This is a genomic window from Propionivibrio sp. (genome assembly GCF_047602565.1).
Classification (GTDB): Bacteria; Pseudomonadota; Gammaproteobacteria; order Burkholderiales; family Rhodocyclaceae; genus Propionivibrio.
In genome coordinates this window covers 3,818,380-3,841,797 of record NZ_JASGGX010000001.1, presented here as the reverse complement: position 1 = coordinate 3,841,797, position 23,418 = coordinate 3,818,380, and the positions used below count along the sequence as shown (strand labels likewise).

Genomic DNA, 23,418 nt, shown 5'->3' with positions numbered 1-23,418 from the left:
CAGCCATTCGCCCTGGAAATACCGGCGGCAGAGCCGCTCCACGGCGCTCTCCAGCGTCTCCACGATCCATCCGAAACCCATGGCCTTCGCTCCAGTCAGACGGCACGGGAGCAATCTACCCGGCGAATGTTGCATGGCCGTTGCGCCGGCGAACCGGCAGCCGGACAGCGCGCCGACTTCGCGGTAGACTTCGACGCCTCCGCCTTGCGAACCGCCCGCCATGATTCTTTTCGGACTCGACCGCCTGCTCGCCGACCCCGCGCTGCGCCGCCCGCTCGCCGGCCGGCGCATCGCCCTGCTCGCGCATCCCGCCTCGGTCGCCGCCGACCTGACGCACGCCCTCGACGCGCTGGCAGCGCTGCCCGACCTCAACCTGACGGCGGCCTTCGGGCCGCAGCACGGCCTGCGCGGCGACAAGCAGGACAACATGGTCGAGTCGCCGGATTTCCTCGATCCCCGGCACGGCATCCCGGTCTTCAGCCTCTACGGCGAAGTGCGGCGGCCGACGGCGGCGATGCTCGACACCTTCGACGTACTACTGGTCGACCTGCAGGACCTCGGCTGCCGCATCTACACCTTCATCACCACGCTGCTCTACATGCTCGAAGCCGCCGCCCGCCACGGCAAGGCGGTCTGGGTGCTCGACCGCCCCAACCCGGCCGGCCGGCCGGTCGAGGGGCTGACCCTGCGCTCCGGCTGGGAGAGCTTCGTCGGCGCCGGGCCGCTGCCGATGCGCCACGGCCTGACGCTGGGCGAGCTGGCGCGCTGGTTCGTCGCCGAATTCCGCCTGGACGTCGATTGCCAAGTGATCCCGCTGCAGGGCTGGCAGCCGGACGCCGCGCCCGGCTTCGGCTGGCCGCTCGGCGAGCGCACCTGGATCAATCCCAGCCCGAACGCGCCGAACCTGTCCATGGCGCGCTGCTACGCCGGCACGGTGATGCTCGAAGGCACCACGCTCTCCGAAGGGCGCGGCACGACGCGGCCGCTGGAACTCTTCGGCGCGCCCGACCTCGACGCGCGCGCCGTGCTCGCCGAAATGCGCGCGCTGGCGCCCGGCTGGCTGGCCGGCTGCCGCCTGCGCGACTGCTGGTTCGAGCCGACCTTCCACAAGCACGCGGGGAAACTGTGCAACGGCGTGCACATCCACGTCGAGGACGCCGCCTACCGGCACGGCGAATTCCGCCCCTGGCGCCTGCAAGCGCTGGCCTTCAAGGCGATCCGGCGGCTCCACCCCGACTACCCGCTATGGCGCGACTTCACCTACGAATACGAGCACGACCGCCTGGCCATCGACCTGATCAACGGCAGCGAACTCCTGCGCGGCTGGGTCGACGACCCGGCCGCGACGCCGGCCGACCTCGACCGCCTGGCCGCGCGCGACGAAGCCGCGTGGTCGGAAGCACGCCGCGACTATCTGCTGTACTGATTACAGGACGACCTGCGCCCCGAGCTCCACGACGCGGTTGGTCGGAATCTTGTAGAAGCTCATCGCGCTGCTGGCGTTCTTGTACATGAAGACGAACAGCTTCTCCCGCCAGTACATCATCTCCGAGCCGACCTTGGGGATCAGCGTGGCGCGGCCGAGGAAGAACGAGGTCTCCATCATGTCGATCTCCATGTCCTGTGCCGCGCACAGCGCCAGCGCGGCGGGGATGTCCGGCTCATCCTTGAAGCCGTACTGCACGGTCACCCGGTAGAAGCCGCCTTTCAGCGCCTTGATCTCGACGCGGTCGATCTCCGGCACGTAGGGCACGTCGAACACCTGCATCGACAGCACCAGCACCCGCTCGTGCAGCACCTTGTTGTGCATCAGGTTGTGCAGCATGGCGTTGGGCACGCGGTCGTTGTTCGAGGTCATGAACACCGCCGTGCCGGCGACGCGCACGGGTTCGGAGATGAGCAGGGCGTCGATGAAGGCGTCCAGCTCGATGGCTTCGCCGCTGGTGCGCTCGGTCAGCAGCTGCGCGCCGCGCTTCCAGGTGCTCATGACCAGGAAGACGAGCGAGCCCACGGCCAGCGGGAACCAGCCGCCGTCCGGAATTTTCAGGACGTTGGCCGACAGGAAGGTCACCTCGACGAGCAGGAACAGCGCGAACAGGGCGGCCGCCTTGGACCAGCCCCAGCCCCAGGCCTTCGCCGCGACGAAGGTGGCCAGGCAGGAGGTGATCACCATGTCGCCGGTGACGGCGATGCCGTAGGCCGCAGCGATGTTGGAGCTGGAGCGGAAGCCGAGCACCAGCACGGTCACGGCGCAGAAGAGGCCCCAGTTGACGCCCGGCAGGTAGACCTGCCCCTGCTGCTTGTCCGAGGTGTGCCGGACTTCGAAGCGCGGCAGGAAGCCGAGCTGCATGGCCTGCCGGGAGACCGAGAAAGCGCCCGAGATGACGGCCTGCGAGGCGATCACGGTGGCCATCGTGGCGAGCGCCACCAGCGGATAGAGCATCCATTCGGGCGCCAGGTGATAGAACGGATTGGCGACGGCGTCGGGCTTGGCCAGGATCAGCGCGCCCTGGCCGAAGTAATTGAGCATCAGCGACGGCAGGACGAAGAAGAACCAGGCCTGCCGGATCGGCGTGGCGCCGAAGTGCCCCATGTCGGCGTAAAGCGCCTCCGCCCCGGTGACCGACAGGACCACGGCGCCCATGGCGACCAGCGCCAGGCCGCGGTTCTCGAACAGGAAGCGCAGGCCGTGCAGCGGATTGACCGCCCCCAGGACGTGGGGGTTGACCGCGATGTTGAGGAGGCCGAGCACGCCCAGCGAGGCGAACCAGAGGATCATCACCGGGCCGAACAGCTTGCCGACCGAGCCGGTGCCGTGGCGCTGGAAGAAGAACAGGACGAACAGCACGACCAGGGTCACCGGCAGCACGTAGGGCGTGAGCAGCGGCGTGGCCACTTCCATGCCTTCCAGCGCGGAGAGCACCGAGATCGCCGGAGTGATCATGCCGTCGCCGTAGAACATGCCGGCGCCGAGCAGGCCGGCCATCAGGATGGCCTTCTCCCGCCGCGGATTGCCGCGCGCCGAATGCAACGCCAGCGCGATCATAGCCATGATGCCACCCTCGCCGCGGTTGTCGGCGCGCATGATGAACACCACGTACTTGATCGAGACGATGACGATCAGCACCCACAGGATCAGCGACAGGATGCCGAGGACGTTGGCCGGCGTGAGCGGGATCGGGTGCACGCCGGCGAACACTTCCTTCATCGTATACAGCGGACTGGTGCCGATGTCGCCGAAAACCACCCCGAGCGCAGCCAGGGCCAGGGCCGCCTGCTGCGACGGCGTGCGTGTCGTTCCATGCTGCATCTGCAAACCTTTATTCTTCAAATGTGCTCGGACCGGGCCGGCGTTGGCTCAGCGTAGTTCAATTTCCCCGGTATCGCCACGCTGCCGGGACTTCCCGGGACAACCGCACGGCCACCTCACCCTCCCCTTCAAGGGGAGGGCCGGGGTGGGGATGGGGTCATCGACTCGCGCCGCCACCAACCCATCCCCCACCCGGCCTCCCCCTTGAAGGGGGAGGAGTCCATTGCACTCGCGCGATTGCCCGGACGCTCCCGAACGACGGTCGACGAAAAGGGACGCGGAGCATACCGCTCCGCGTCCCTCCAGGCAACCGAGGACGGCTCGGCCGATCACTCAATGACGCACAGCGCGGCTCCCTTGGTCACGGTATCGCCGCTCTTGAAGCCGATGGCCTTGATCACGCCGTCGCACGGGGCGGCCAGGGCGTTCTCCATCTTCATCGCTTCGAGCACCACCACGGCCTCGCCCTTGGCGACCTTGTCGCCGACGTTCTTGAGGTAACGGATGATCAGTCCGGGCATCGGCGCGGCGAGCTTGGTGCCGCCGACGTCGGCGGCCGGCGCAGGCGCGGGTGCCGCGGCGGGGGCTGGAGCCGCCTTGGGGGCGGCGGCTGCGGGGGCCGGAGCCGCCGCGACGGCTACGCGCGGCGGCGCGGCCACCACTGCCGGCGCGTCGCCGGTCGGGTCGACGTTGACGGTGAAGTACTCGTTGTCGACGAACACGTTGAAGGTACGCACGCGCTCGGACTTGGCCGGTGCGGCTGCCTTGCGCTCGACCAGTTCGCCGGCCTTGGCCTTCTTGATCAGTTCATCCTGCTTCTTGACCTGCTCCATGGTGATCGGCTTGACGCTGGCCGGTACTTCGGCGCGGCCGTACTTCCACTCGAGGAACTTCTTGCCGGTCACCGGGAACTGGGCGTAGATCAGGAGATCGTCCATATCCGCGGCCAGATCGCCGATTTCCTTCTTGGCTTTCTCCAGTTCCGGCTCGAGCACTTCGGCCGGACGGCAGGTGATCGGCTCCTCGCCGCGCGGATAGCCCTTGAGCGCCTTCTTCTGCACCGCCGGATCGATCGGCACGGCGGTCTTGCCGTACAGGCCGTAGCACAGGTCCTTGACCTGCCCGGTGATCATCTTGTAGCGCTCGTCCGGCGTGTCGTGCAGCACGTTGTTCACCGTCTGCACGCCGACGATCTGGCTGGTCGGCGTGACCAGCGGAATCTGGCCGAGTTCCTTGCGCACGCGCGGCAATTCCTTGTAAACCTCGTCGATCTTGTCCAGCGCATCCATCTCGCGCAACTGGTTGACCAGGTTGGAGAGCATGCCGCCCGGCGTCTGGTGCAGCAGCACGTTGATGTCGATGATCGAAACCTTCGAGTCGTCGAGCAGGTGCTTGTACTTCGGCATGACCTGCTTCTCGAGCACTTCGTTGATTTCGGCCAGCTTGCGGATATCGAATCCGGTATCGCGGTTGGTGCCGAGCAGGGTCATCACCAGCGGCTCGACGGCCGGATGCGAGGTGCGATAGGCATACGGCGTCATGCAGGTGTCGAGGATGTCGACCCCGGCCTCGATCGCCTTGAGCTGGGCCATCGACGCCATCCCCGAGGTGAAGTGGCTGTGCAGATGGATCGGTATCGTCACCGCCGCCTTCAGCGCCTTGACCAGCTCGTAGGCGTCGTACGGGGCGATCATCCCGGCCATGTCCTTGATACAGATGGAGTCGGCGCCCATGTTGACCAGTTCCCTGGCCTTGCCGACGTAGTACTCGAGGCTGTAAACGTCACCGCCCATGCGCGGCTCGGTCATCGTGTAGCACATGCAGCCCTGGAAATGTTTCCCGCTCTTCTTGATCTGCCGGACGACCGTCTCGAAATTGCGGTAATCGTTGAGCGCATCGAAGGTGCGGAAAATGTCCATGCCGTTCTCGGCGGCGCGCTCGACGAAGGCGGTGGCCACGTCGTCGGCGTAGTTGCGGTAGCCGACCAGGTTCTGGGCGCGCAGCAGCATGCTGAACGGCGTCTTCTTCGCATAGCGCTTGAGGGTACGCAGGCGCTCCCACGGGTCTTCGTTGAGGAAGCGGTGCATCGTGTCGAAGGTCGCGCCGCCCCAGGTTTCCAGCGCCCAGAAGCCGATTTCGTCCATCATCTCCGCGACGGGAATCATGTCCTCGGTGCGCCCGCGCGTGGCGAACAGCGACTGGTGCCCGTCGCGCAGCGACAGGTCCATGATCTTCACGGGATTGGCCGCCTTGGGACGGTCGGCGCTGTAGTTCATCGGGGTCATTACCACACAGTCAGTCATTTTTTGGCTCCACAATGGTTACAAACTATAAGTACGCTGAACTTACCGGATGCGGGCGATGGCGCGCATCTGCATCATGCGGCGCATGCCCATCGCCTCCATGCGTCCGGCCTGCGCCCAGAACCCCGGCTCGGCGGCGGGACGTTCCGCGGCGGCCGCCACGGCCTGAGCCGCCAGCGCCGCCGCCTGCTCTTCCTGCAGGTACTGCTCGACGGCCGCCAGCGCCGCCGCCACCTGCTTCTGCCTGATCTTCATCGTTCTCTCCCGCGTCACAACGGAATGTTGCCGTGCTTCTTCATCGGATTGACGTCGCGCTTGTTCTGCGTGAGCGCCAGCGCCTTGATGATGCGCGCGCGGGTGGTTGACGGGACGATGATGTCGTTGACGTAGCCGCGCTCGGCCGCGACGTAGGGATTGGACACCGTTTCGTGGTATTCCTCTTCCTTCTCCGCGAGGTAGGCCTTCGGATTGCCGGATTCCTTGGCCTGCCGGCCGTACAGGACCTCGACGGCGCCGCGCGAGCCCATCACCGCCACTTCGGCGCTCGGCCAGGCGTAGTTGATGTCGCCGCGCAGGTGCTTGGAGGACATCACGCAGTACGCGCCGCCGTAGGCCTTGCGGGTGATCACCGTGATCTTGGGCACCGTCGCCTCGGCGTAGGCGTAGAGGATCTTGGCGCCGTTGCGGATGGCGCCGCCGTACTCCTGCGCGGTGCCGGGCAGGAAGCCGGGGACGTCCACGAAGGTGACCAGCGGAATGTTGAAACAGTCGCAGAAGCGCACGAAGCGCGCGCCCTTGACCGACGAGTCGATGTCCAGCACGCCGGAGAGGTGGCCCGGCTGGTTGGCGACGATGCCGACGCTGACGCCGTTGTAGCGGGCGAAGCCGACGATCAGGTTGGGCGCGAACTTTGCCTTGATCTCGAAGAAATCGCCGTCGTCGACCGTCTCCAGGATGACCTGTTTCATGTCGTAGGCCATGTTGGCGCTGTCGGGGACGATCGTGCGCAGCACGTCGGACGGCCGGTTGACCGGGTCGGCGCAGGGCAGCGTGGGCGCCGATTCGAGATTGTTCTGCGGGATGAAGGAGAGCAGGCGCTTGATGTAGGTGATCGCGTCGGCGGTCGATTCCGCCGCGTAGTCGGACACGCCGCTGACCGACGAATGCATGTCGGCGCCGCCGAGCTCCTCGACCGTCACGTCCTCGTGGCACACCGATTTGACCACCTTCGGACCGGTCAGGAACATGTAGGAGTTGAGCCGCTCCATGATCACGAAGTCGGTCAGCGCCGGCGAGTACACCGCGCCGCCCGCGCAGGGGCCCATGATCGCCGAAATCTGCGGCACCACGCCGGAGGCCATCACGTTGCGCAGGAAGATGTCCGAGAAGCCGGCCAGGCTTTCGATGCCTTCCTGGATGCGCGCGCCGCCCGAGTCGTTGAGGCCGATCACCGGCGCGCCGTTCTTCATCGCCAGGTCGAGGAGCTTGCAGATCTTCTCGGCCATGGTCTCGGACAGCGAGCCGCCGAGCACGGTGAAATCCTGGGCGTAGACATAGACGATCCGCCCATTGACCGTGCCGTGGCCGGTGACGATGCCGTCGCCCGGATACACCGTCTGCTCCATGCCGAAGTTGCGGCAGCGGTGCGTCTTGAACATGTCGAACTCTTCGAACGAACCCGGATCGAGCAGCATGTCGATCCGTTCGCGCGCCGTCAGGCGGCCCTGTGCGTGCTGCTTGTCGATCCGCTCCTGCCCGCCTCCCAGACGGGCCTCCGCCTGCAGCTTCAGGAGATGCTCCAGTTGCTTCTGAGTATTCATGCTAGCTTCCTGAGTAGTGAAAAAACCGGTTTCCGCGAAGCCTCCGCCCCTGCCGCCTGCTCTTTTTGTCCGGGCAAGCCCTACGGCGGATTCCTCGCTTTGCAATTCGGCCATTCTATACCGCAATACGCTGATGTTCTCTTTCCATAAGACAGTCTTTCACCATGCGCAACGGTGCGGATGGCGAAACCCGGATTTGGCCGTCCGCGCCGCCTGATCGAAGCGGATGGCCGGCGCTATCCCAACAGCGCCTCCACGCGAGGTCGGCTCGTGCACGCTGGCGGGGGCAGTCCGGCGCGACATTCATGATTCTTCTCTTTCGGCGCCCCGATTTTCATGGAACCTCCTGCCTGTTGGGTTATTGAGGCGGATCTACGCCGCACCCAGTCTCATTGGAATCGTTTCGAATTGACACCAATATCAAAAACATTCCCGCTTAATAAGTAGTTTTAATAAACAAGCGACGCAGCTTCCCGAAACCTCCCGATCACATCAGCCGCGTCATTGACTGGCAACGGCTTTCATGCCGCCTCCTATGCGAACCGGATCAATACATTAGGAGTGCTTATACCCAGAAAGAGTTTTTAATTCACCTGTCAATCCGAAACGATTTCAATGAGACTGGGCGCGGCGTAATTCCGCTTCAATAACTCAACAGGAGGTCTCATGAAAATCGGGGTACCAAAGGAAATCAAAAACCATGAATACCGCGTCGGGCTGACACCGGCCAGCGTGCGCGAACTGACGGAACGCGGGCACATGGTCCTGGTCCAGAACGGCGCGGGGGCGGCCATCGGCCTGACCGACGCGCAATACACCGCTGCCGGCGCGGCGCTGGCGGCCGATGCCGCGACGGTTTTTGCCCAGTCCGAGATGATCGTCAAGGTCAAGGAGCCGCAGGCGCAGGAATGCGCGATGCTGCGTCCGGGGCAGATTCTCTACACCTACCTGCACCTGGCGCCGGATCCCGAACAGACGGCGGCGCTGGTCAAGTCGCGCGCCGTCTGCATCGCCTACGAGACGATCACCGGACCGGGCGGCGGCCTTCCCCTGTTGGCGCCGATGAGCGAGGTGGCCGGACGCATGGCGGTGCAGGCCGGCGCCGCGCATCTCGAGAAATCGAAGGGCGGCATGGGCATCCTGCTCGGCGGCGTCCCCGGCGTGGCGGCCAGCCACGTGGTGATCATCGGCGCCGGCACGGTCGGGACGAACGCCTTGCAGATGGCGGTGGGGCTCGGCGCGCGCGTCACGGTGATCGACAAGAACGTCGACCGGCTGCGCCATCTCGACCTGATTTTCGGCAACCGGGTGAATACCGTGTTCTCCAACGCGCACAGCATCGAGGAGGCGGTGCTCGACGCCGACCTGGTGATCGGCGGCGTGCTGATTCCGGGCGCCGCGGCCCCCAAGCTGGTGACCGCCGACATGGTGACACGCATGAAGAAGGGCGCCGTCATGGTCGATGTGGCGATCGATCAGGGCGGCTGCTTCGAGACTTCGCATGCGACAACCCATGCGGAACCGACTTTCGTCGTCGATGGCGTCGTGCATTACTGCGTCGCCAACATGCCCGGCGCGGTCGCCCGCACTTCGACCTTCGCCCTGAACCACGCCACCATCGGCCACGCCATCGCACTGGCCGACAAGGGCTGGCAGCGGGCGCTGGCGGACGACGCGCACCTGCGCAACGGCCTCAACGTCGCCGGGGGCAAAGTCACCTACGAAGCCGTCGCGAACGACCTGGGCTACGAGTTCGTGAGCGCTGACAAGCTGTTGCGCTGAACCTGAAGCAGCAGCCGGGGTGCCTCAAGGCGCCCCCGGCGCGCAGACAAGGCCTGGGCAACTGTTCTGGCATGGCGTCATCAACGTACAACAAGAGGGGGCAGTCAAAATGGGCATATTTCATACGAAAAGCATCGCCGAGATCATCAAGGGCACCGAAAGACATGCGCTGAAGAAGACACTCGGCTCGCTGGATCTGGTCCTGCTCGGAATCGGTTGCATCATCGGCACGGGAATCTTCGTTCTTACCGGCGTGGCCGCCGCCAAATATGCGGGTCCGGGCATCATGTTGTCCTTTATCCTGTCCGCCCTGGCCTGCGGCTTCGCCGCCATGGCGTATGCCGAGCTCGCGGCCATGATTCCCGCCGCGGGCAGCGCCTATACCTTCGCCTACGCTTCGATCGGCAAATTGGGGGCTTTCATCGTCGGTTGGGCGCTCATCTGCGAATACACCGTCGGCGCGGCGGCCGTGGCTGCCGGATGGTCAGGCTACGCCGTCGGCCTGTTCAAGACGGCAGGAATCGATTTGCCCAAGGCATGGACAGCCGTTCCCGCCGATGGCGGCATCGTCAATGCTCCGGCGGTCTTGATCGTCGCCTTCCTGACTTACCTGTTGGTGCTCGGCTCAAAAGAGAGCGCGAAATTCAACAAGATACTGGTATTCATAAAACTTGCCTGCGTCGCCCTGTTCCTGCTTTTGGCAAGTCCCCATGTAGAACCGATGAACTGGCAGCCTTTTCTGCCTTTCGGCCTTGGCGGCGTGGCGACCGGTGCAGCCATCGTGTTTTTTGCCTACATCGGTTTCGACGCCGTCTCAACCGCGGCCGAAGAATGCAAGAATCCGAACCGGGACATTCCCATCGGAATCATCGGTTCGTTGGTTGCCTGCACGATCCTCTATATTGCGGTGGCCGCCGTTCTTACCGGCGTTGTTCCTTACGCCTCGCTGAACAACAGCGAGCCGGTCGCCTACGCGCTTCGCACCCTGGGCATGAATTTCGGCAGCGCCCTGGTGGCCGTCGGCGCGATCTGCGGCATCACCACCGTGCTGCTGGTGATGATGTACGGCCAGACGCGAGTCGCCCTGGCCATGAGTCGTGACGGAATGATTCCGCAAAGCCTGGTGAAGATTCACCCCAAATATGGCACGCCCGACAAGATCACCATCGCGACCGGTATCGTCGTATGCATACTCAGCGGATTGCTGCCGATAAACATCATTGCCGAACTGTGCAACATGGGCACATTATTTGCGTTTTGCGTCGTCTCCATCGGCGTCATGGTCTTGCGCAAAACGGAACCGGATGCCCTGCGTCCGTTCCGTTGCCCTGCCGTTTCGATCGTGGCGCCGCTGGCTGTGCTCTTCTGCGGCTTTCTGATCTCCCAATTACCGACGAACACCTTCCTGTTCTTCGGCTGCTGGTATGCAATAGGAATGGCCGTCTATTTCACCTACAGCCGGCACAACACCTTGCTCGTGGAAAAATCGAATGCCGAATTCACGCTCCGGCAAGGTCACCTGGAGAACGGTTCGGCGGAAACTACCGGGTTATGACCATGCAGCCCTTGTCTTTCCCGTCGCGGATTTGTGATGAACCCCGGCTTTGCCGGGGTTCATCAAAGCTTGGCCTTAGCGTTAGCGGCGCGGCCTACTAATACGCTTATTATTCTTTCGTTTCATAAAGATTGCTAATACAGAACAATCGAGTGAACGTTAGCCGATCGCGTTCTTTCGACACAAATACCTCAGGGAACAACTGAGTCGTCCTTGGCTGTCTGCCGAAACACGTTTTCCGTACTCGTCGTCTCACGGGGATTTGCTTCCCGGCGCCTTTCCTGTGGTCACAAGACCTTGTTTTGTAGCGGAAGATCCACTGTATCGAGAGGCTCTCCATGAACCGTTTTGCCCCCGAACTCCTCGAATGCCTGGCCGCCATCGTCGAGGAGGGCGGCTTCGAACGGGCCGCGAAACGGCTTTCCATCACTCAGTCGGCCGTCTCGCAACGGCTCCGCGCCCTTGAGACCCACGCCGGGACAGTACTCATCGTCCGCAGACACCCGCTCAAACCCACTCCGGCCGGACGCCTGCTGCTCAAACACACGATGCAGTTGCGACTCCTCCATTCCGATCTCGAGCACGATCTGCGCAAGCTCAGTCCCGGCACGAGCAACGGCGCGCGTGAGGAGGACCGGGTTTCCATCGCGGTCAACGCGGACAGCATCGCGACCTGGGCGCTGCCCGCCCTCGACGCGCTGATGCAGCAAGGGCTCCCCCTGGAGATCATCACTGACGACCAGGATTTCACGCAGGACTGGCTGCGCGAAGGCCAGGTGCTCGGCTGCGTGACCACGCTCCAGCAGGTATTGCGTGGATGCAAAATCGTTTCACTCGGCGCCATGGCGTACGTGGCAGTGGCCAGTAAAGCCGCGATTGAACGATTCTGCCCGGACGGACTATCTCCGCACAGCTTTCGCAAGATGCCTTTCATCGCGTTCAACCGCAAGGACGACTTGCAGGCCGAATTCATCAGCCGCGAATTCCGCATGAAGCAAGTCAACCTGAATCAGTGTTTTGTCCCCAGTTCGGAAGGCCAGGTCAAGGCGGCCGTGGCCGGCTGGGGGGCCAGCGTGGTGCCGGAACTTCTGGTGCGTCCGCTGCTCGATTCCGGCGACCTGATCGACCTGGCGCCCGGCTCGGCCTTGCCCGTCGAACTCTACTGGCATTGCTGGAACCTCGAATCGACGCTGCTGGATTCGTTAACCCGGGCAATCACCGCAGCCGCCGACCGCTGCCTGCGCCGCGACGGGAAGAACGCCAAACGGCTCGATTGACCCCCGTCGGCCGTGCGGAGATACTTGGGCCATCCCGCATTCCATCCGGAACAAAACCATCCGGCGCCTGTCTGCCCCTCACAATTTCCAAGAAGAGTCCGATCATGGCAAAAACCTCGCTCAAATACCTGCAGCTCCTCTCGGAAAAATATCCGACGATCCAGGCGGCCTCGACGGCGATCATCAATCTCTCGGCGTTCCTGCAGCTGCCCAAGGGCACGGAGCACTTCCTTTCCGACGTGCATGGCGAGCACGAGGCGTTCAACCACGTGATCCGCAACGGCGCCGGGGCGATCTGGCGGCAGATCGAGGAAATGTTCGGCAACAGCCTGTCGAAGTCCGAGCGGCGGAACCTGGCGACGCTGATCTACTACCCCGAGCTGAAGATTCCGCAGATGCTGGCCGCGGTCGAGGACAAGGACGAGTGGTGCCGCCTCAAGCTGGTCCGCCTGGTCAAGTTCTGCCGCAGCCTGACGGCCAAGTACCGGCGCTCGACGGTGCGCAGCTTCCTGCCCGACCACCTGGCGGAACCGATCGAGGAGCTGCTCTACGACCAGGAGGGCGTCGAGTTCAAGGCGGCGTACTACCAGAGCCAGATCGACACCATCGTGTCCACCGGCAGTGCCACGGTGTTCCTCACCACGCTGGCCGAGCTGATCCGGCGGCTGGCCGTCGAGCGGCTGCACGTCATCGGCGACATCTACGACCGCGGCCCCGGCGCGCACATCATCCTGGACCTCCTGATGGAGCACCACGACGTGGACATCCAGTGGGGCAACCACGACATCCTGTGGATGGGCGCCGCCGCCGGCAGCGAGGCCTGCATGGCCAACGTGATCCGCACCAGCCTGCGCTACGGCAACCTGGAGACGATGGAGAACGGCTACGGCATCAGCCTGATCCCGCTCGCCTCGTTCGCCCTGGAAACCTACAAGGACGATCCGTGCAGGCTGTTCCAGCCCAAGGTCTCGCCCGAGGACAACTTCACCGAGCAGGAAATCCGGCTGATGGCGCAGATGCAGAAGGCCATGGCCGTCATCCAGTTCAAGCTGGAGAGCCAGATCATCAAGCGCCGCCCGCACTACGGCATGGACGACCGCCTGCTGCTCGACAAGATCGACTACGCGCGCGGCGTGGTCAGCATCGGCGGCACGGACTATCCGCTGCTCGACACGCGCTTCCCGACGATCGACCCGCAGCGCCCCGACGTCCTTACCGACGAAGAACGGATGGTGGTGGACAAGCTCAAGCTCTCCTTCGTCAACAGCAAGAAGCTGCAGCAGCACGTGCGCTTCCTCTTCTCCAACGGCAGCATCTATCTCGCCCACGACGGCAACCTGCTCTACCACGGCTGCATCGCCATGAACGACGACGGCGAGTTCCGCGCCTTCAACGTTGACGGCAAGTCGTTCGCCGGCAAGCCCTTCCTCGACCGCGTCGACCGCCTGGCGCGCCAGGGCTACTTCGCCACGGACAATCCGACGGTCAAGCAGTACGGCATGGACGCCATGTGGTTCCTGTGGTGCGCGCCGCAGTCGCCGCTGTTCGGCAAGGAGAAGATGGCCACCTTCGAGCGCTATTTCCTGGCCGACAAGGCCACTCACGCGGAGAAGCGCAACCCCTACTACACCCTGCGCGACACCGAGCAGAATGCCCGCAAGATCCTCGCCGAATTCGGCCTCGACCCCGAGACGGGCTGCATCATCAACGGCCACGTGCCGGTCAAGGTGACCAAGGGCGAGCGGCCGATCAAGGCCAACGGCAAGCTGATCGTCATCGACGGCGGCTTCTCGCGCGCCTACCAGAAGGAAACGGGCATCGCCGGCTACACGCTGATCTCCAACTCGCGCGGCCTGCTGCTCTCCGCGCACCAGCCGTTCGAATCGACGCAGAAGGCGGTTTCCGAGGAACTCGACATCGACAGCGAGACCGAGATCATCCACACTCACCCGCACCGGCTGCGCGTCGGCGACACCGACCGCGGCAAGGAAATCCAGAAGCAGATCGACGACCTCGACGCCCTGCTGCACGCCTACCGCGAAGGTTCGATCAAGGAACACAACGTCCCGTGAGCCACGGCTCGCGGCCTGTTTTTTTTCAACCCGCTTTCAACCCAGGAAAAACCATGGATCTCCAGCTTCAAGACAAGCATGTGCTGATCGGCGGCGGCAGCAAGGGCATCGGCCTGGCCTGCGCCGCCGGCTTTCTCGGCGAAGGGGCGCGGGTCAGCCTCGTGTCGCGCGACGCCGCCCACCTCGAAGCCGCCCGCCGGACCCTGCTCGAACGCCATCCCGGCGCGGAAGAACGCATCGCCGTGTTCCCGGCCAACCTCCGCGACGCGGCCGCGGCCGCCGCCGTCGTGGACGAGGCCGAGCGGCAGCGGGGACCGATCGACATCCTGGTCAACTGCGCCGGCGCCGCCAAGCGGACGCCGCCCGACGAGCTGACGCCGCAGCACTGGCACGAGGCCATGGAGGCCAAGTACTTCACCTACATCCACCTGATCGACCCGATAATCAAGCGGATGGCCGCGCGGGGCAGCGGCGTGATCCTCAACGTGGTCGGTTCCGGCGGCAAGATCGGCAAGCCGCTGCATCTGCCGGGCGGCGCCGCCAACGCCTCGCTGATGCTGGTCAGCGCCGGCCTGGCCGCGGCCTACGGCCCGCGCGGCATCCGGGTCAACGCGGTCAACCCCGGCACCACCCGGACCGAACGCATGCAGGCCGGCCTAGCGGTCGAGGCGCGCGCGCATGGCGTCAGCATCGAGGAAGCCCTCGCCAAAACCAGCGCCGACCTGCCGCTGGGGCGCGTCGCCGAGCCGGAGGAGATTGCCGACGCCGTGCTGTTCCTGTGTTCGGCGAGGGCCAGCTACATCTCCGGCGCCATCGTTTCGATGGACGGGGCGGTCACGCCGATGGTGGTGTGAGGGCGACCAGGAAGACACGCTTGGGATCGGGCTTGTCGAGGCTCCATAAGGAGATTTTCGAAGCTCGATCCGGGCAACGGCATCTCCCGCCTGACCGTGTGAGCAGTTATGACCTCGATATCCGTTTTTCGGCCTTAGCGGTCAGTGGCCTGCTCAATGAAAAATGACCGATTCTGAAAACAGACCGGCCATTGGCAATTTGATGGGTTGAACGTCTGCTTACACTATCTAGCTAGGTCCAGATCGTGCCTTTTGCGGACATCACGCTAGAAAACGCTTTACGACCTAGGCAGCACCAACATTTCTGAGAACCGCCTTGGCTTGATTCCGAACTCTAGATGTTAACGGCGTCCATTAGCTTTTGTGTTTGGCTCGGGGCCATTTTTAGATGCAACCATCTTTCCAAACCGGACGCCGAGCATTCATTGGCATCGATGGTTTGCGAATGCCTGCTTCGGCTGCGTTGCACGAGTTGGCTATGCTGCTCTAATTGCGCTGGGTAGGCACAGAGCCCCTAATTAAGCCACCTTCGCTTGCCGGGCAAACTTGCCGCACCAAACCCGCTTTCCCCAAGGAAAAACGGGCTTCCTTCCGAAAGCCCGTCCGCAGCACCCCTCAACATACCCAGCCGAAACTACTTCCAGCCGAGTCTCCGGCAGATCTCTAGCACCAAACTCGATTGGTTCATGGAGTTTCGCCAGCGCCATTATTGAAATTTATTATTTTCAATAAGTTACTGTTGTTTTTTTATTCTAGCATCACTCATCGACTTCCCAATTTATTCCGGTATGCTAACCGGACTTTTCAAAATCGAAATCGCTTCGTTAGAACTGTCCGCCATAGCCTTCCCACCGCCCACCCAACCCACGATTCTCTGGATGGCCTACTGGTTGGAAAGAAAACGGAATTTTGCCCAGTTTTTGCTCACGCGGGAGTTTTTCCTGTCTCCATGGATGTTTTACGCGATCGGTCCAATGCGTACATTCGGCCATAAGCAGACTGTCTAGTTTCGCCTAACGCAAAACATTCAGCACGGAAGCCGGGCCGAATCAACGCACTCCTTCATGTCCACCTTTGGCGAGCTTTTTTGAACCAAGAAACGATCAACCCGATCCATTCGCTTCCATAGCTTATCGTCCAGACGCCAGTTGTCACCTTTCGTCACCAATCCCATTGCTTTCTCCTGTCACTTTGTGATGGGAGCGTTATCGGAAAAACTCTCACCTACTGAAATAGGTTCTAAGTGCAAAAACGGCACAACCAAGTGCAATGGCTCGTTTTCTCGATATGTCGGGATATCGTCAAAATTCCAAACTTACAAAACGATGTCGGATTGTCGGAGTTCCAACATGAATTTTTCTCGAAGGGATTTTATTAGAAGTCTCGGCGTGGGCGCAGGCACGTTTGTGGCCCTGAACGTTTCAGGATGCTCGGGTGGTTCAGATTCCGATTCGGATTCTGGCGCCAACCCTTTATGGGACACCGGCGATGCCAGGAACAAGATCATCATCATCAGCGATCTCCATTTGGGCGTCGACGACAACTACACCGAAACCCTGCAGAATCGCCCGTTGCTTATCAAGTTTCTACAGAGCCTGCAAAATACGAAGGATGTGCGGGAGTTGGTGATTGCCGGCGATTTTCTGGATGAGTGGTATTTGCCAGTCTACTATTACCCGCTCTACACGGATCAGGATCAGTTTTACAGGAACGTCATTGCGAACAATCAGAGTGTGTTCGACGAATTGAACAAAGTGATCACAAGTGGCATAAAGCTGGTTTATGTTCCCGGAAACCATGATCTGACGCTGAGGGCGAGCGTCCTGCAGGCAGCGATCCCGGGCCTGTTTCAAGCCAGCAGCGAAAACAGCAATGGGGATCCCCAAGGGCTCGGTGCCTATTACACCGGCGACCGGAACGAGATCGTCATCGAACATGGTCATCGTTACGACGTATTTTCCGCGCCGGACACCATCAGCAATGAAGCATTGTGCGGAAATCCTGGTACCACCATCCTGCCGGCTGGCTATTTTTATGCACGCTATGCCGCTACTTGGGTATTGGAGGGGCAGCCCAGCGTGCCCCAGAGTTTGCCCGAGATCACGGATGCGGATTTCTCGGCAATACAGACTGAATCCAACATTGCCGATCAGTCGGGCGCATACACGTATCACAAGATACTCCGCTCCATCTCCAATCGAATGACTCCTTACGAGAGCAGGTACTTCGATGCGGAAGTGAAGATATTCCAGATGCGCATCTCCGGATTCAACGACGATTACAGTTACAAGGATTTCTATCCGGATATACAGACGGATGGTGACGGCAAAAGATTCATTTCGGCGCCCAAGCTGTTCAAGAATATTCAAACCACTTGGGCTGCCCGTCAGACGGCCAACAAGGTCAAGGTTCCCGAGAACACTTTTGCATCGTCGGTTACCGGAGCTGTTGTTGCTCCCGCGTTCCCGGAGTCCTATTTCACGTGGGCCAAAGCGAACTATCTGGAGAATCCGGCCGAAGCGAACGTGGAAGTGGTCGTGTTCGGGCATACCCATGTGCCCGCGCGTCGCGATACCGACAGCGGGAAATGCTATTTGAACTCCGGTACTTGGATTGACCACAACGCCAACTCCACAGTGGGTTCCCGTACCTTTGCCGTCGTAACGACCGGGTCGTCCGGCAAGGATGTGACCGCGCTGTACCAGTTCGTGGATGCGGGCAACGTCGTCGATGTCACGGCAACCGTCAGCAGCTAGTCTAATGACGAATGAGTTTCCTGATGGCGGTGACGCCCGGCCCGTCGCTGAAGGACGCGGCGTCGCTGGTCACCCGCCGGGCGCGGGCGCATTTCACCTCTGCGCAGGATTTCCTCGACGCCCTGCCGGATAACCTGCGCGCCTCCGCCCGGACCAGCCTCTACTCCACCTACGCCGTCGAGAGCCAGACTTTGTGGCCGACGTCGAGCACGCTACGGGCGAGCCCGCGTGCGGCTGCAAGCGCTCATGCATCGTCAAGCGCGGGAGGATGCCGGAGATCGTTTGGATCGGCCGGCAGTAGCCGATCCGGAGGCGGAATGGGCGCCCGGGGGCTCTTTCCCAGGGGTTGCACTTGCCGCCTTGGATGAGCACTCAATTGCCGCCGGCAGGGTTCCCGTCGGTCAACATTCGCGCATTCTTCCGGAGTTGCTACACCAAGAGACGTACCCGAAAGACCGAGTTTTCGATTTGGTATAACAGTTCAGCCGCATATTTCTTGGCAAAGGCGGCGACGCTCTTGCCGCCGATGCCGTGACCGTCCACGCGGACGACCGGATGACCGTTTCCGTCGAGCGCAGCTTCGTCGGGGCAGGGATTTTCCATTTCGAGCAATAGCCGCCCGACGTTCCGGCAAATGAAACGGAGATAAAGCGGCCTCCCCGCCGGCAGCCGCTTACAGGAATGAATGGCGTTTTCCATCAGGTTCGAAATCACCATGGAAAGCTCCAGCGTATCCACGCTCAGGCGGGCGGGGATATCCAGGGAGATTTCCGTCCGTATGCCGGCCTGCTCCGCGATGTCTGCGTAGTGGCAGACTGCAGCATTGACGGCGGGGTTCTCGCAATAGACCTTGCCGATTCTCGGTGTCGTATAGTTCTGGCTCTGCAGCAAGGCTGCGGCCTCTCCTGCTTGCCCTTGCTCCAGCAGCCCCAGAAGCACGCTGTTGAAATGGCGGCGATCATGGGCGGCGTGGCTGTTTTGCAGCGCCGCCTCTTCCATCAGCTTGAACCTTTCCGACATGCCGTTCGCCGCCAGTTGAAGATATTCCCGTTCCGCCTGGATGGCCAGGGTCTCTTCGCGCATCGCATACTGCTTCGCTATGATCTTGAGCGAATATATGATACTCACATATACCGAAAAACCCAGCAGGATGAGAAAGAACAGGGGCAGGTAATTTTTGGTCAGCATTTCGCGGATGTCGCCGCCGAAAAAATATCCGAGAAAACAGGCCAACAGCGCGACGATTGGCAACAGATGGATGTGCCAATAATCGAGCACCTTGCGATACGGGCCGGACACCCATTTGTGGAACGCGAAAATGATGACTGAAAACAGAATGAGGCGTATCCAGGAGTTGCCATAGAGCGGGTCTGGGAAAAGCTCCCTGAAGAAATAGCTTAGAAACACCACCGCGGCATCGATGTTGATCATGGTGATGTAGCTGAAGCACCACTGCATAATCCGGTCGGAAAAAAGAGGTTTCAGCGCGATCCCGATGATCAGCAGCATCGCCAGATCGACGTGAAATACGGCGGTGTAGTTTCCGGTGCGATAAAAGTAATAGTTGACGCTCAGATTCGTGGTCAATATGACGAGTATTGCAAGGGCGTATACGCCTCTGTTTTTGTATTTTGGCGTCGCCATGGTGCACATCAGGAGAATGACCATGACGTCGGTGATTGCCGCTCTCAGCAGATCGGGAAAGTGCTGGCTCATCGGTTCTTCCCGTTTGCCGTCAGATAATCCATGTACGCATCCCGTACGGCGGGGTATCGCTTGGACGCGATGGGCACGAGTTTGCCGCCGTGAAGCGTGAAACTGTCCCTGGTGAAAGACTCCACTCGACGCATGTTGATCAGGAACGCGGCGTGGCATTGCACAAAGTGCGTATCGTTCAAGAGCCGTGCGCAGTATTCCGGAAAACTCTCCCGGAAGGTCCGGCTGACCAGCTTTTCGCCGTTGGCGACGCTGAAGACTGCCGCGTGATTGCGATATTCGCAGCAGACGATGTTCGACACGTTGATGACCCGTAGGCTGTCGGCCGTTTTTACGGTGAAGGTCCTCTCGTCGTTGCTATCGGCTCTGGCGATGGCGAACGCCAGAACGTCGAACAATTGCAGCCTGTCGATCGGTTTGACGAGATAGCCGGCGGGATTTGCTGCGTATGCCTGCAAGGCAAACTGCGGCTCGGTGGTGGCATAGATAATCTGTGCCTCGCAGTCGAGGCGCCGGATTTCCCTGCCCAATTCCAGACCGCTGACCATCGGCATGGCGATGTCCAGCACGTAAAGGTGAAAATTCATCGCCTCGATGGCTGTCAGCAGCGCATCTGGGTGGATGAATCCGGTTATTTCGGCACTGACACCGTTGATGGACAGGTACTGCTCGGTCAGTGCGACGAGATCCCGCAGTTCATGTGATACGTCGTCGCAGATCGCAATGCGAATCATCGATTGCCTTTGAGGGCAAAAATGAAAGAAAGGAATTATCGCACGCCAGTCGAAGGTCTCCGTCGGATTGCCGTGTGCCACGGTGGCGAAATTCCGCCGGAACCCTCCCGAAAGATCGTCATTCAATCCGAGCCAGCCGCTCGCGCGAAAACTCGATGAAGCGCTACGTCTTGGTCAGCAGCAATCGTGTCAATGGAAGCGAGTTCTACGCAATCTGGCGTAACTACGCGCCTCCGCTCTTGGTAAGCTGACTCCCTTCCGACTCAATGGCCCGTTTCTCCTAGAAGGCGTGGGAACATGGACGTACAGCGGCCGATCCTTAGCCGAGCGGGATTCCTTGCAAACTGGTAACTTACGGATGATTGCCGTTCAGGCCAAGATCCGCGCCAGTGTCGGCAGTCGGCCCGACATCAGCCATTCAAATATGCTATGCCAACGGCGGCTCAGGCCAACAACCAGCCCCATTCATTACCACCAAAAATTAAACTGACATCCCATCTGTACCGTAAGTTGGCCAGACCCCACGGATGGTGATGCAAGGCGCTGAAGGTGCCCGTAGACAAGGATTCGGCCCCGGGGAAAGAACGGGTGCGGCTGAGAACCTTGACGTTCTGGGAGTGGTTCAAATCACCTTGGGGTACCGATACGACGGCTCGCCGCCGGCCATACCAGCACGACAACCGCCAGCGCGAGCGGAACGAACGACAGCCACAGCACGGTGTTCCATCCGTAGGCCGTCAGCACGCTGCCGGACAGGAGCGAGCCGCAGGCCACCGTCCCGAAGACGATGAAGTCGTTGAACGACTGGACGCGCGCCTTTTCCTCCGGCCGATGGCACTCCAGCACCAGCGCCGACGCGCCCACGAAGCCGAAATTCCAGCCTACGCCGAGCAGGATGAGGGTAAGCCAGAAATGGGCGACGTCGATACCCGACAGGCCGACGGCGGCCGAGACGGCGGTCAGCGCGAGGCCCGCCGCGACCACCCGACGCGCGCCGAAGCGCGTGATCAGCCGCCCGGTGAAGAAGCTCGGGGCATACATGGCGACGACGTGCCACTGCAGGCCGAGGTTGGACGTCTCCTGCGACAGGCCGCACATGCGCATGGCCAGCGGCGCGGCGGTCATCAGGAAGTTCATCAGCAGATAGGAGACGACCCCGCAGGTCACGGCGGTGATGAACTTCGCCTGGCGGGCGATGACGGCGAGCGGACGGCCGCCGGCCGCCTCCGCCGCCGTCGGCCTGGGCAGGCGGACGCCCAGCAGGACGAGCGCGGACGCGACGGCAACGGCCGCCTGCGCCAGGAAGGTTCCGGCGAACAGGTAAGGCATCCACAGATTCATGGTGTAGGTGACGAGCTGCGGCCCGATCACCCCGGCTAGCACCCCGCCCGCCATGACCAGCGACAGCGCGCGCGGACGCCGGTCCGGCGGCACGCAATCCGCCGCCGCGAAGCGGAAGGAGAGGACCACGGCGGCATAGGCGCCGCCGAAGAAGGTCGCCGCGCAGAACAGCCAGAAGAGGCCCAGCACCACCGCCAAAGCCGCGAGCAGGCCGACCAGCACGCCGCACCCCGTCCCGATCAGGAAGGCGGCGCGGCGGCCGTGGCGCCGGGCGATGGCCCCGGCGGGCAGCGAGCACACCGCCATCCCCACCACGAAGATCGAGATTGGCAGCGTCGCCAGCGCGGGACTCGGCGCGAGCGCGTTGCCGACGATGGCGCCGGTGGCATAGACGACCACCGCGTTCGCGCCCGAAAGCGCCTGCGCGATCGTCAGCCGCGCGAGGTTGCTCCGGGCGTGGGAGAAGAGGGCCGCTGAATGTTGCCCGGCCAGCGGGCTTACGTCGATGTGTGACATTTGAACTCGGAACGTGAGGGCGCAGCGCGACATCCTACCTCGGCCGAGTGACCCGTTCCCGGAAGTTTAATTCCCGGCCGGCCTGCGCGGCGCCGTCGATTTGCCGTGCGGGAGCCCGGCGCGGAGGGACTACGCGACCTGATAGATGCGCACTTCAGGCGCGGCATCGAGGAGCGGCTCGAGACCGGCGACCACGTCGGCGGTGAACAGCTCGCTCTGCAGGTAAGCGTTCGCGTTTTCCTTGCTGTCGAAGCCGTGCAGCACTTGCACGTCTTCATCGCGCACCAGCAGCTCCTTCGATTTCGCGCCAGCGATGGTGGTGAGGAAGGGCGCTTTGTACTTCCGGTAGATATCGGCGGCGGCAGCCCGGTTGACGTTGGCGATCTTGAGGGTGATCTGCAGATAGACCATTTGCGTTTCTCCTGGTTGGATGAGTCGTTCGATTGAGAGTCGGTACGGACGGCCTGAAGCACTTGCCCGCTGTGCTTCAGTTGCGGCCAGCCATCACGCCCCCGTCCACGTCCCAGATCGCGCCGGTGACCCAGCTCGCCCTGTCCGAGAGTAGGAAGGTGATGACTTCGGCGACATCCTGCGGGGTGCCGACACGGCCGATCGGGTGGAAGCCGTTGAAGCCCTGCAGGACGCTCGGCACTTCGGCCTTCGGGATGAAACCCTCGTAGATCGGGGTCTGTACCACCGCCGGCGACACCGCATTGACGCGGATGTGCTTCGGCGCCAGTTCCATCGCTAGGTGCTGCGTCAGCGCATGCAGGCCGGCCTTGGCCATCGAGTAGGCCGACGACGGAGTGGCCGCGATGGCCTGCCTGGCCCACATCGAGCCGATGTTGACGATCGCGCCCGGACGATCCCGGGCGATCAGGTTGGCGGCAACCTTCTGCGTGACGAAGAAAAACGCCTTGTTCAGTTGCATGTACCGGTCGTAGTCCGCGTCCTGGTGTTCCAGGAAGGGCTTGGGGAAGAACACGCCGGCCGCGTTGATCAGCAGGTCGATGTCCGGGTGTTGCTCGTCGATGGCCTTGAGGAGGACGGCCAGCCCCTGACTGCCGGATATGTCCGCCGTTAGTGCCCACACCCGGCCCGGCGCGGCCAGTTCCTTGCGCGCGTCTTCCGTCTTGTCCGGGCGGCTGCCGACGATTACCGCGCTGCCGCCTTCGGCGAGAACCATGCGGGCCGTCTGCAAGCCCATTCCGCTGGTGCCGCCGACCACCAGCAGCTTCTTGCCCTTGAATTGATCGCTCATGCTGTAAACCTCTCTCCGTGCCTGCCCGTCGGCAGGGCTTTGGTGAAATAGAAAAACTATTCGTTCCGCTCGACATCGGCGGTCGCCGGTGCGATCACGGTTCATTTTGTAATTCCCTACT

17 protein-coding genes are annotated in these 23,418 nt (G+C 62.2%); 8 read left to right on the top strand and 9 right to left on the bottom strand.

The window, feature by feature from the left end; all coding sequences use genetic code 11:
* Positions 1–220: 220 nt before the first annotated feature.
* Positions 221–1,426 (top strand): exo-beta-N-acetylmuramidase NamZ domain-containing protein, encoded by a 1,206-nt coding sequence (locus QM701_RS18135; protein WP_415168406.1) that lies wholly within the window; start codon positions 221–223, stop codon positions 1,424–1,426.
* On the opposite strand, the gene QM701_RS18130 is transcribed toward QM701_RS18135, so the two are convergent.
* The 4 genes from QM701_RS18130 to QM701_RS18115 form a co-directional block, all read right to left on the bottom strand.
* Positions 1,427–3,310, bottom strand: coding sequence for a potassium transporter Kup (locus tag QM701_RS18130; RefSeq protein WP_415169429.1), 1,884 nt, complete (start codon positions 3,308–3,310; stop codon positions 1,427–1,429). It lies immediately after the preceding gene.
* Between the two features lie 329 nt (positions 3,311–3,639).
* The gene (locus QM701_RS18125; RefSeq protein ID WP_415168405.1) at positions 3,640–5,613 is read right to left on the bottom strand and encodes a pyruvate carboxylase subunit B; all 1,974 of its coding nucleotides are present in this window, start codon (positions 5,611–5,613) and stop codon (positions 3,640–3,642) included.
* A gap of 42 nt (positions 5,614–5,655) precedes the next feature.
* Positions 5,656–5,868 carry a hypothetical protein gene (locus QM701_RS18120; RefSeq protein WP_415168404.1) on the bottom strand — a complete coding sequence of 71 codons (213 nt, stop codon included), beginning with the start codon at positions 5,866–5,868 and terminating at the stop codon, positions 5,656–5,658.
* 14 nt (positions 5,869–5,882) lie between these two features.
* Entirely contained in the window at positions 5,883–7,433 is a 1,551-nt protein-coding gene (locus tag QM701_RS18115; protein WP_415168403.1) for an acyl-CoA carboxylase subunit beta, read from the bottom strand.
* 666 nt (positions 7,434–8,099) lie between these two features.
* Here QM701_RS18115 and ald point away from each other — a divergent pair.
* The 7 genes from ald (at position 8,100) to QM701_RS18080 (ending at position 18,097) form a co-directional block, all read left to right on the top strand.
* Positions 8,100–9,215: an alanine dehydrogenase gene (ald, locus tag QM701_RS18110; protein ID WP_415168402.1), complete on the top strand. Its 1,116-nt coding sequence runs from the start codon at positions 8,100–8,102 to the stop codon at positions 9,213–9,215.
* 19 nt (positions 9,216–9,234) lie between these two features.
* Positions 9,235–10,770 (top strand): amino acid permease, encoded by a 1,536-nt coding sequence (locus tag QM701_RS18105; RefSeq protein ID WP_415168401.1) that lies wholly within the window; start codon positions 9,235–9,237, stop codon positions 10,768–10,770.
* A gap of 338 nt (positions 10,771–11,108) precedes the next feature.
* A complete protein-coding gene (locus QM701_RS18100; protein WP_415168400.1) occupies positions 11,109–12,047 on the top strand; it encodes a LysR family transcriptional regulator ArgP in 939 nt (312 codons plus the stop codon).
* A 104-nt stretch (positions 12,048–12,151) separates the two neighbouring features.
* Positions 12,152–14,119: a fructose-1,6-bisphosphatase gene (locus tag QM701_RS18095; protein ID WP_415168399.1), complete on the top strand. Its 1,968-nt coding sequence runs from the start codon at positions 12,152–12,154 to the stop codon at positions 14,117–14,119.
* A 53-nt stretch (positions 14,120–14,172) separates the two neighbouring features.
* Positions 14,173–14,973, top strand: a complete 801-nt coding sequence (locus QM701_RS18090) for an SDR family oxidoreductase (protein ID WP_415168398.1) — start codon at positions 14,173–14,175, stop codon at positions 14,971–14,973.
* A gap of 1,349 nt (positions 14,974–16,322) precedes the next feature.
* Entirely contained in the window at positions 16,323–17,729 is a 1,407-nt protein-coding gene (locus tag QM701_RS18085) for a metallophosphoesterase (RefSeq protein ID WP_415168397.1), read from the top strand.
* Between the two features lie 11 nt (positions 17,730–17,740).
* Positions 17,741–18,097, top strand: a complete 357-nt coding sequence (locus QM701_RS18080) for a type II secretion system protein GspK (protein WP_415168396.1) — start codon at positions 17,741–17,743, stop codon at positions 18,095–18,097.
* A gap of 61 nt (positions 18,098–18,158) precedes the next feature.
* On the opposite strand, the gene QM701_RS18075 is transcribed toward QM701_RS18080, so the two are convergent.
* The 5 genes from QM701_RS18075 to QM701_RS18055 all read right to left on the bottom strand — a co-directional run bounded on the left by QM701_RS18075 (position 18,159) and on the right by QM701_RS18055 (position 23,297).
* Positions 18,159–19,445 (bottom strand): GHKL domain-containing protein, encoded by a 1,287-nt coding sequence (locus tag QM701_RS18075; protein ID WP_415168395.1) that lies wholly within the window; start codon positions 19,443–19,445, stop codon positions 18,159–18,161.
* On the bottom strand, positions 19,442–20,305 hold the full coding sequence (locus QM701_RS18070) for a LytR/AlgR family response regulator transcription factor (RefSeq protein WP_415168394.1): 864 nt from the start codon (positions 20,303–20,305) through the stop codon (positions 19,442–19,444). Before QM701_RS18070 ends, QM701_RS18075 begins: the two co-directional genes overlap by 4 nt.
* Before the next feature lie 501 nt (positions 20,306–20,806).
* Positions 20,807–22,036, bottom strand: a complete 1,230-nt coding sequence (locus QM701_RS18065; protein WP_415168393.1) for an MFS transporter — start codon at positions 22,034–22,036, stop codon at positions 20,807–20,809.
* A 129-nt stretch (positions 22,037–22,165) separates the two neighbouring features.
* Entirely contained in the window at positions 22,166–22,447 is a 282-nt protein-coding gene (locus QM701_RS18060; RefSeq protein ID WP_415168392.1) for a hypothetical protein, read from the bottom strand.
* Between the two features lie 76 nt (positions 22,448–22,523).
* Entirely contained in the window at positions 22,524–23,297 is a 774-nt protein-coding gene (locus QM701_RS18055; protein WP_415168391.1) for an SDR family NAD(P)-dependent oxidoreductase, read from the bottom strand.
* Between the last annotated feature and the right edge of the window lie 121 nt (positions 23,298–23,418).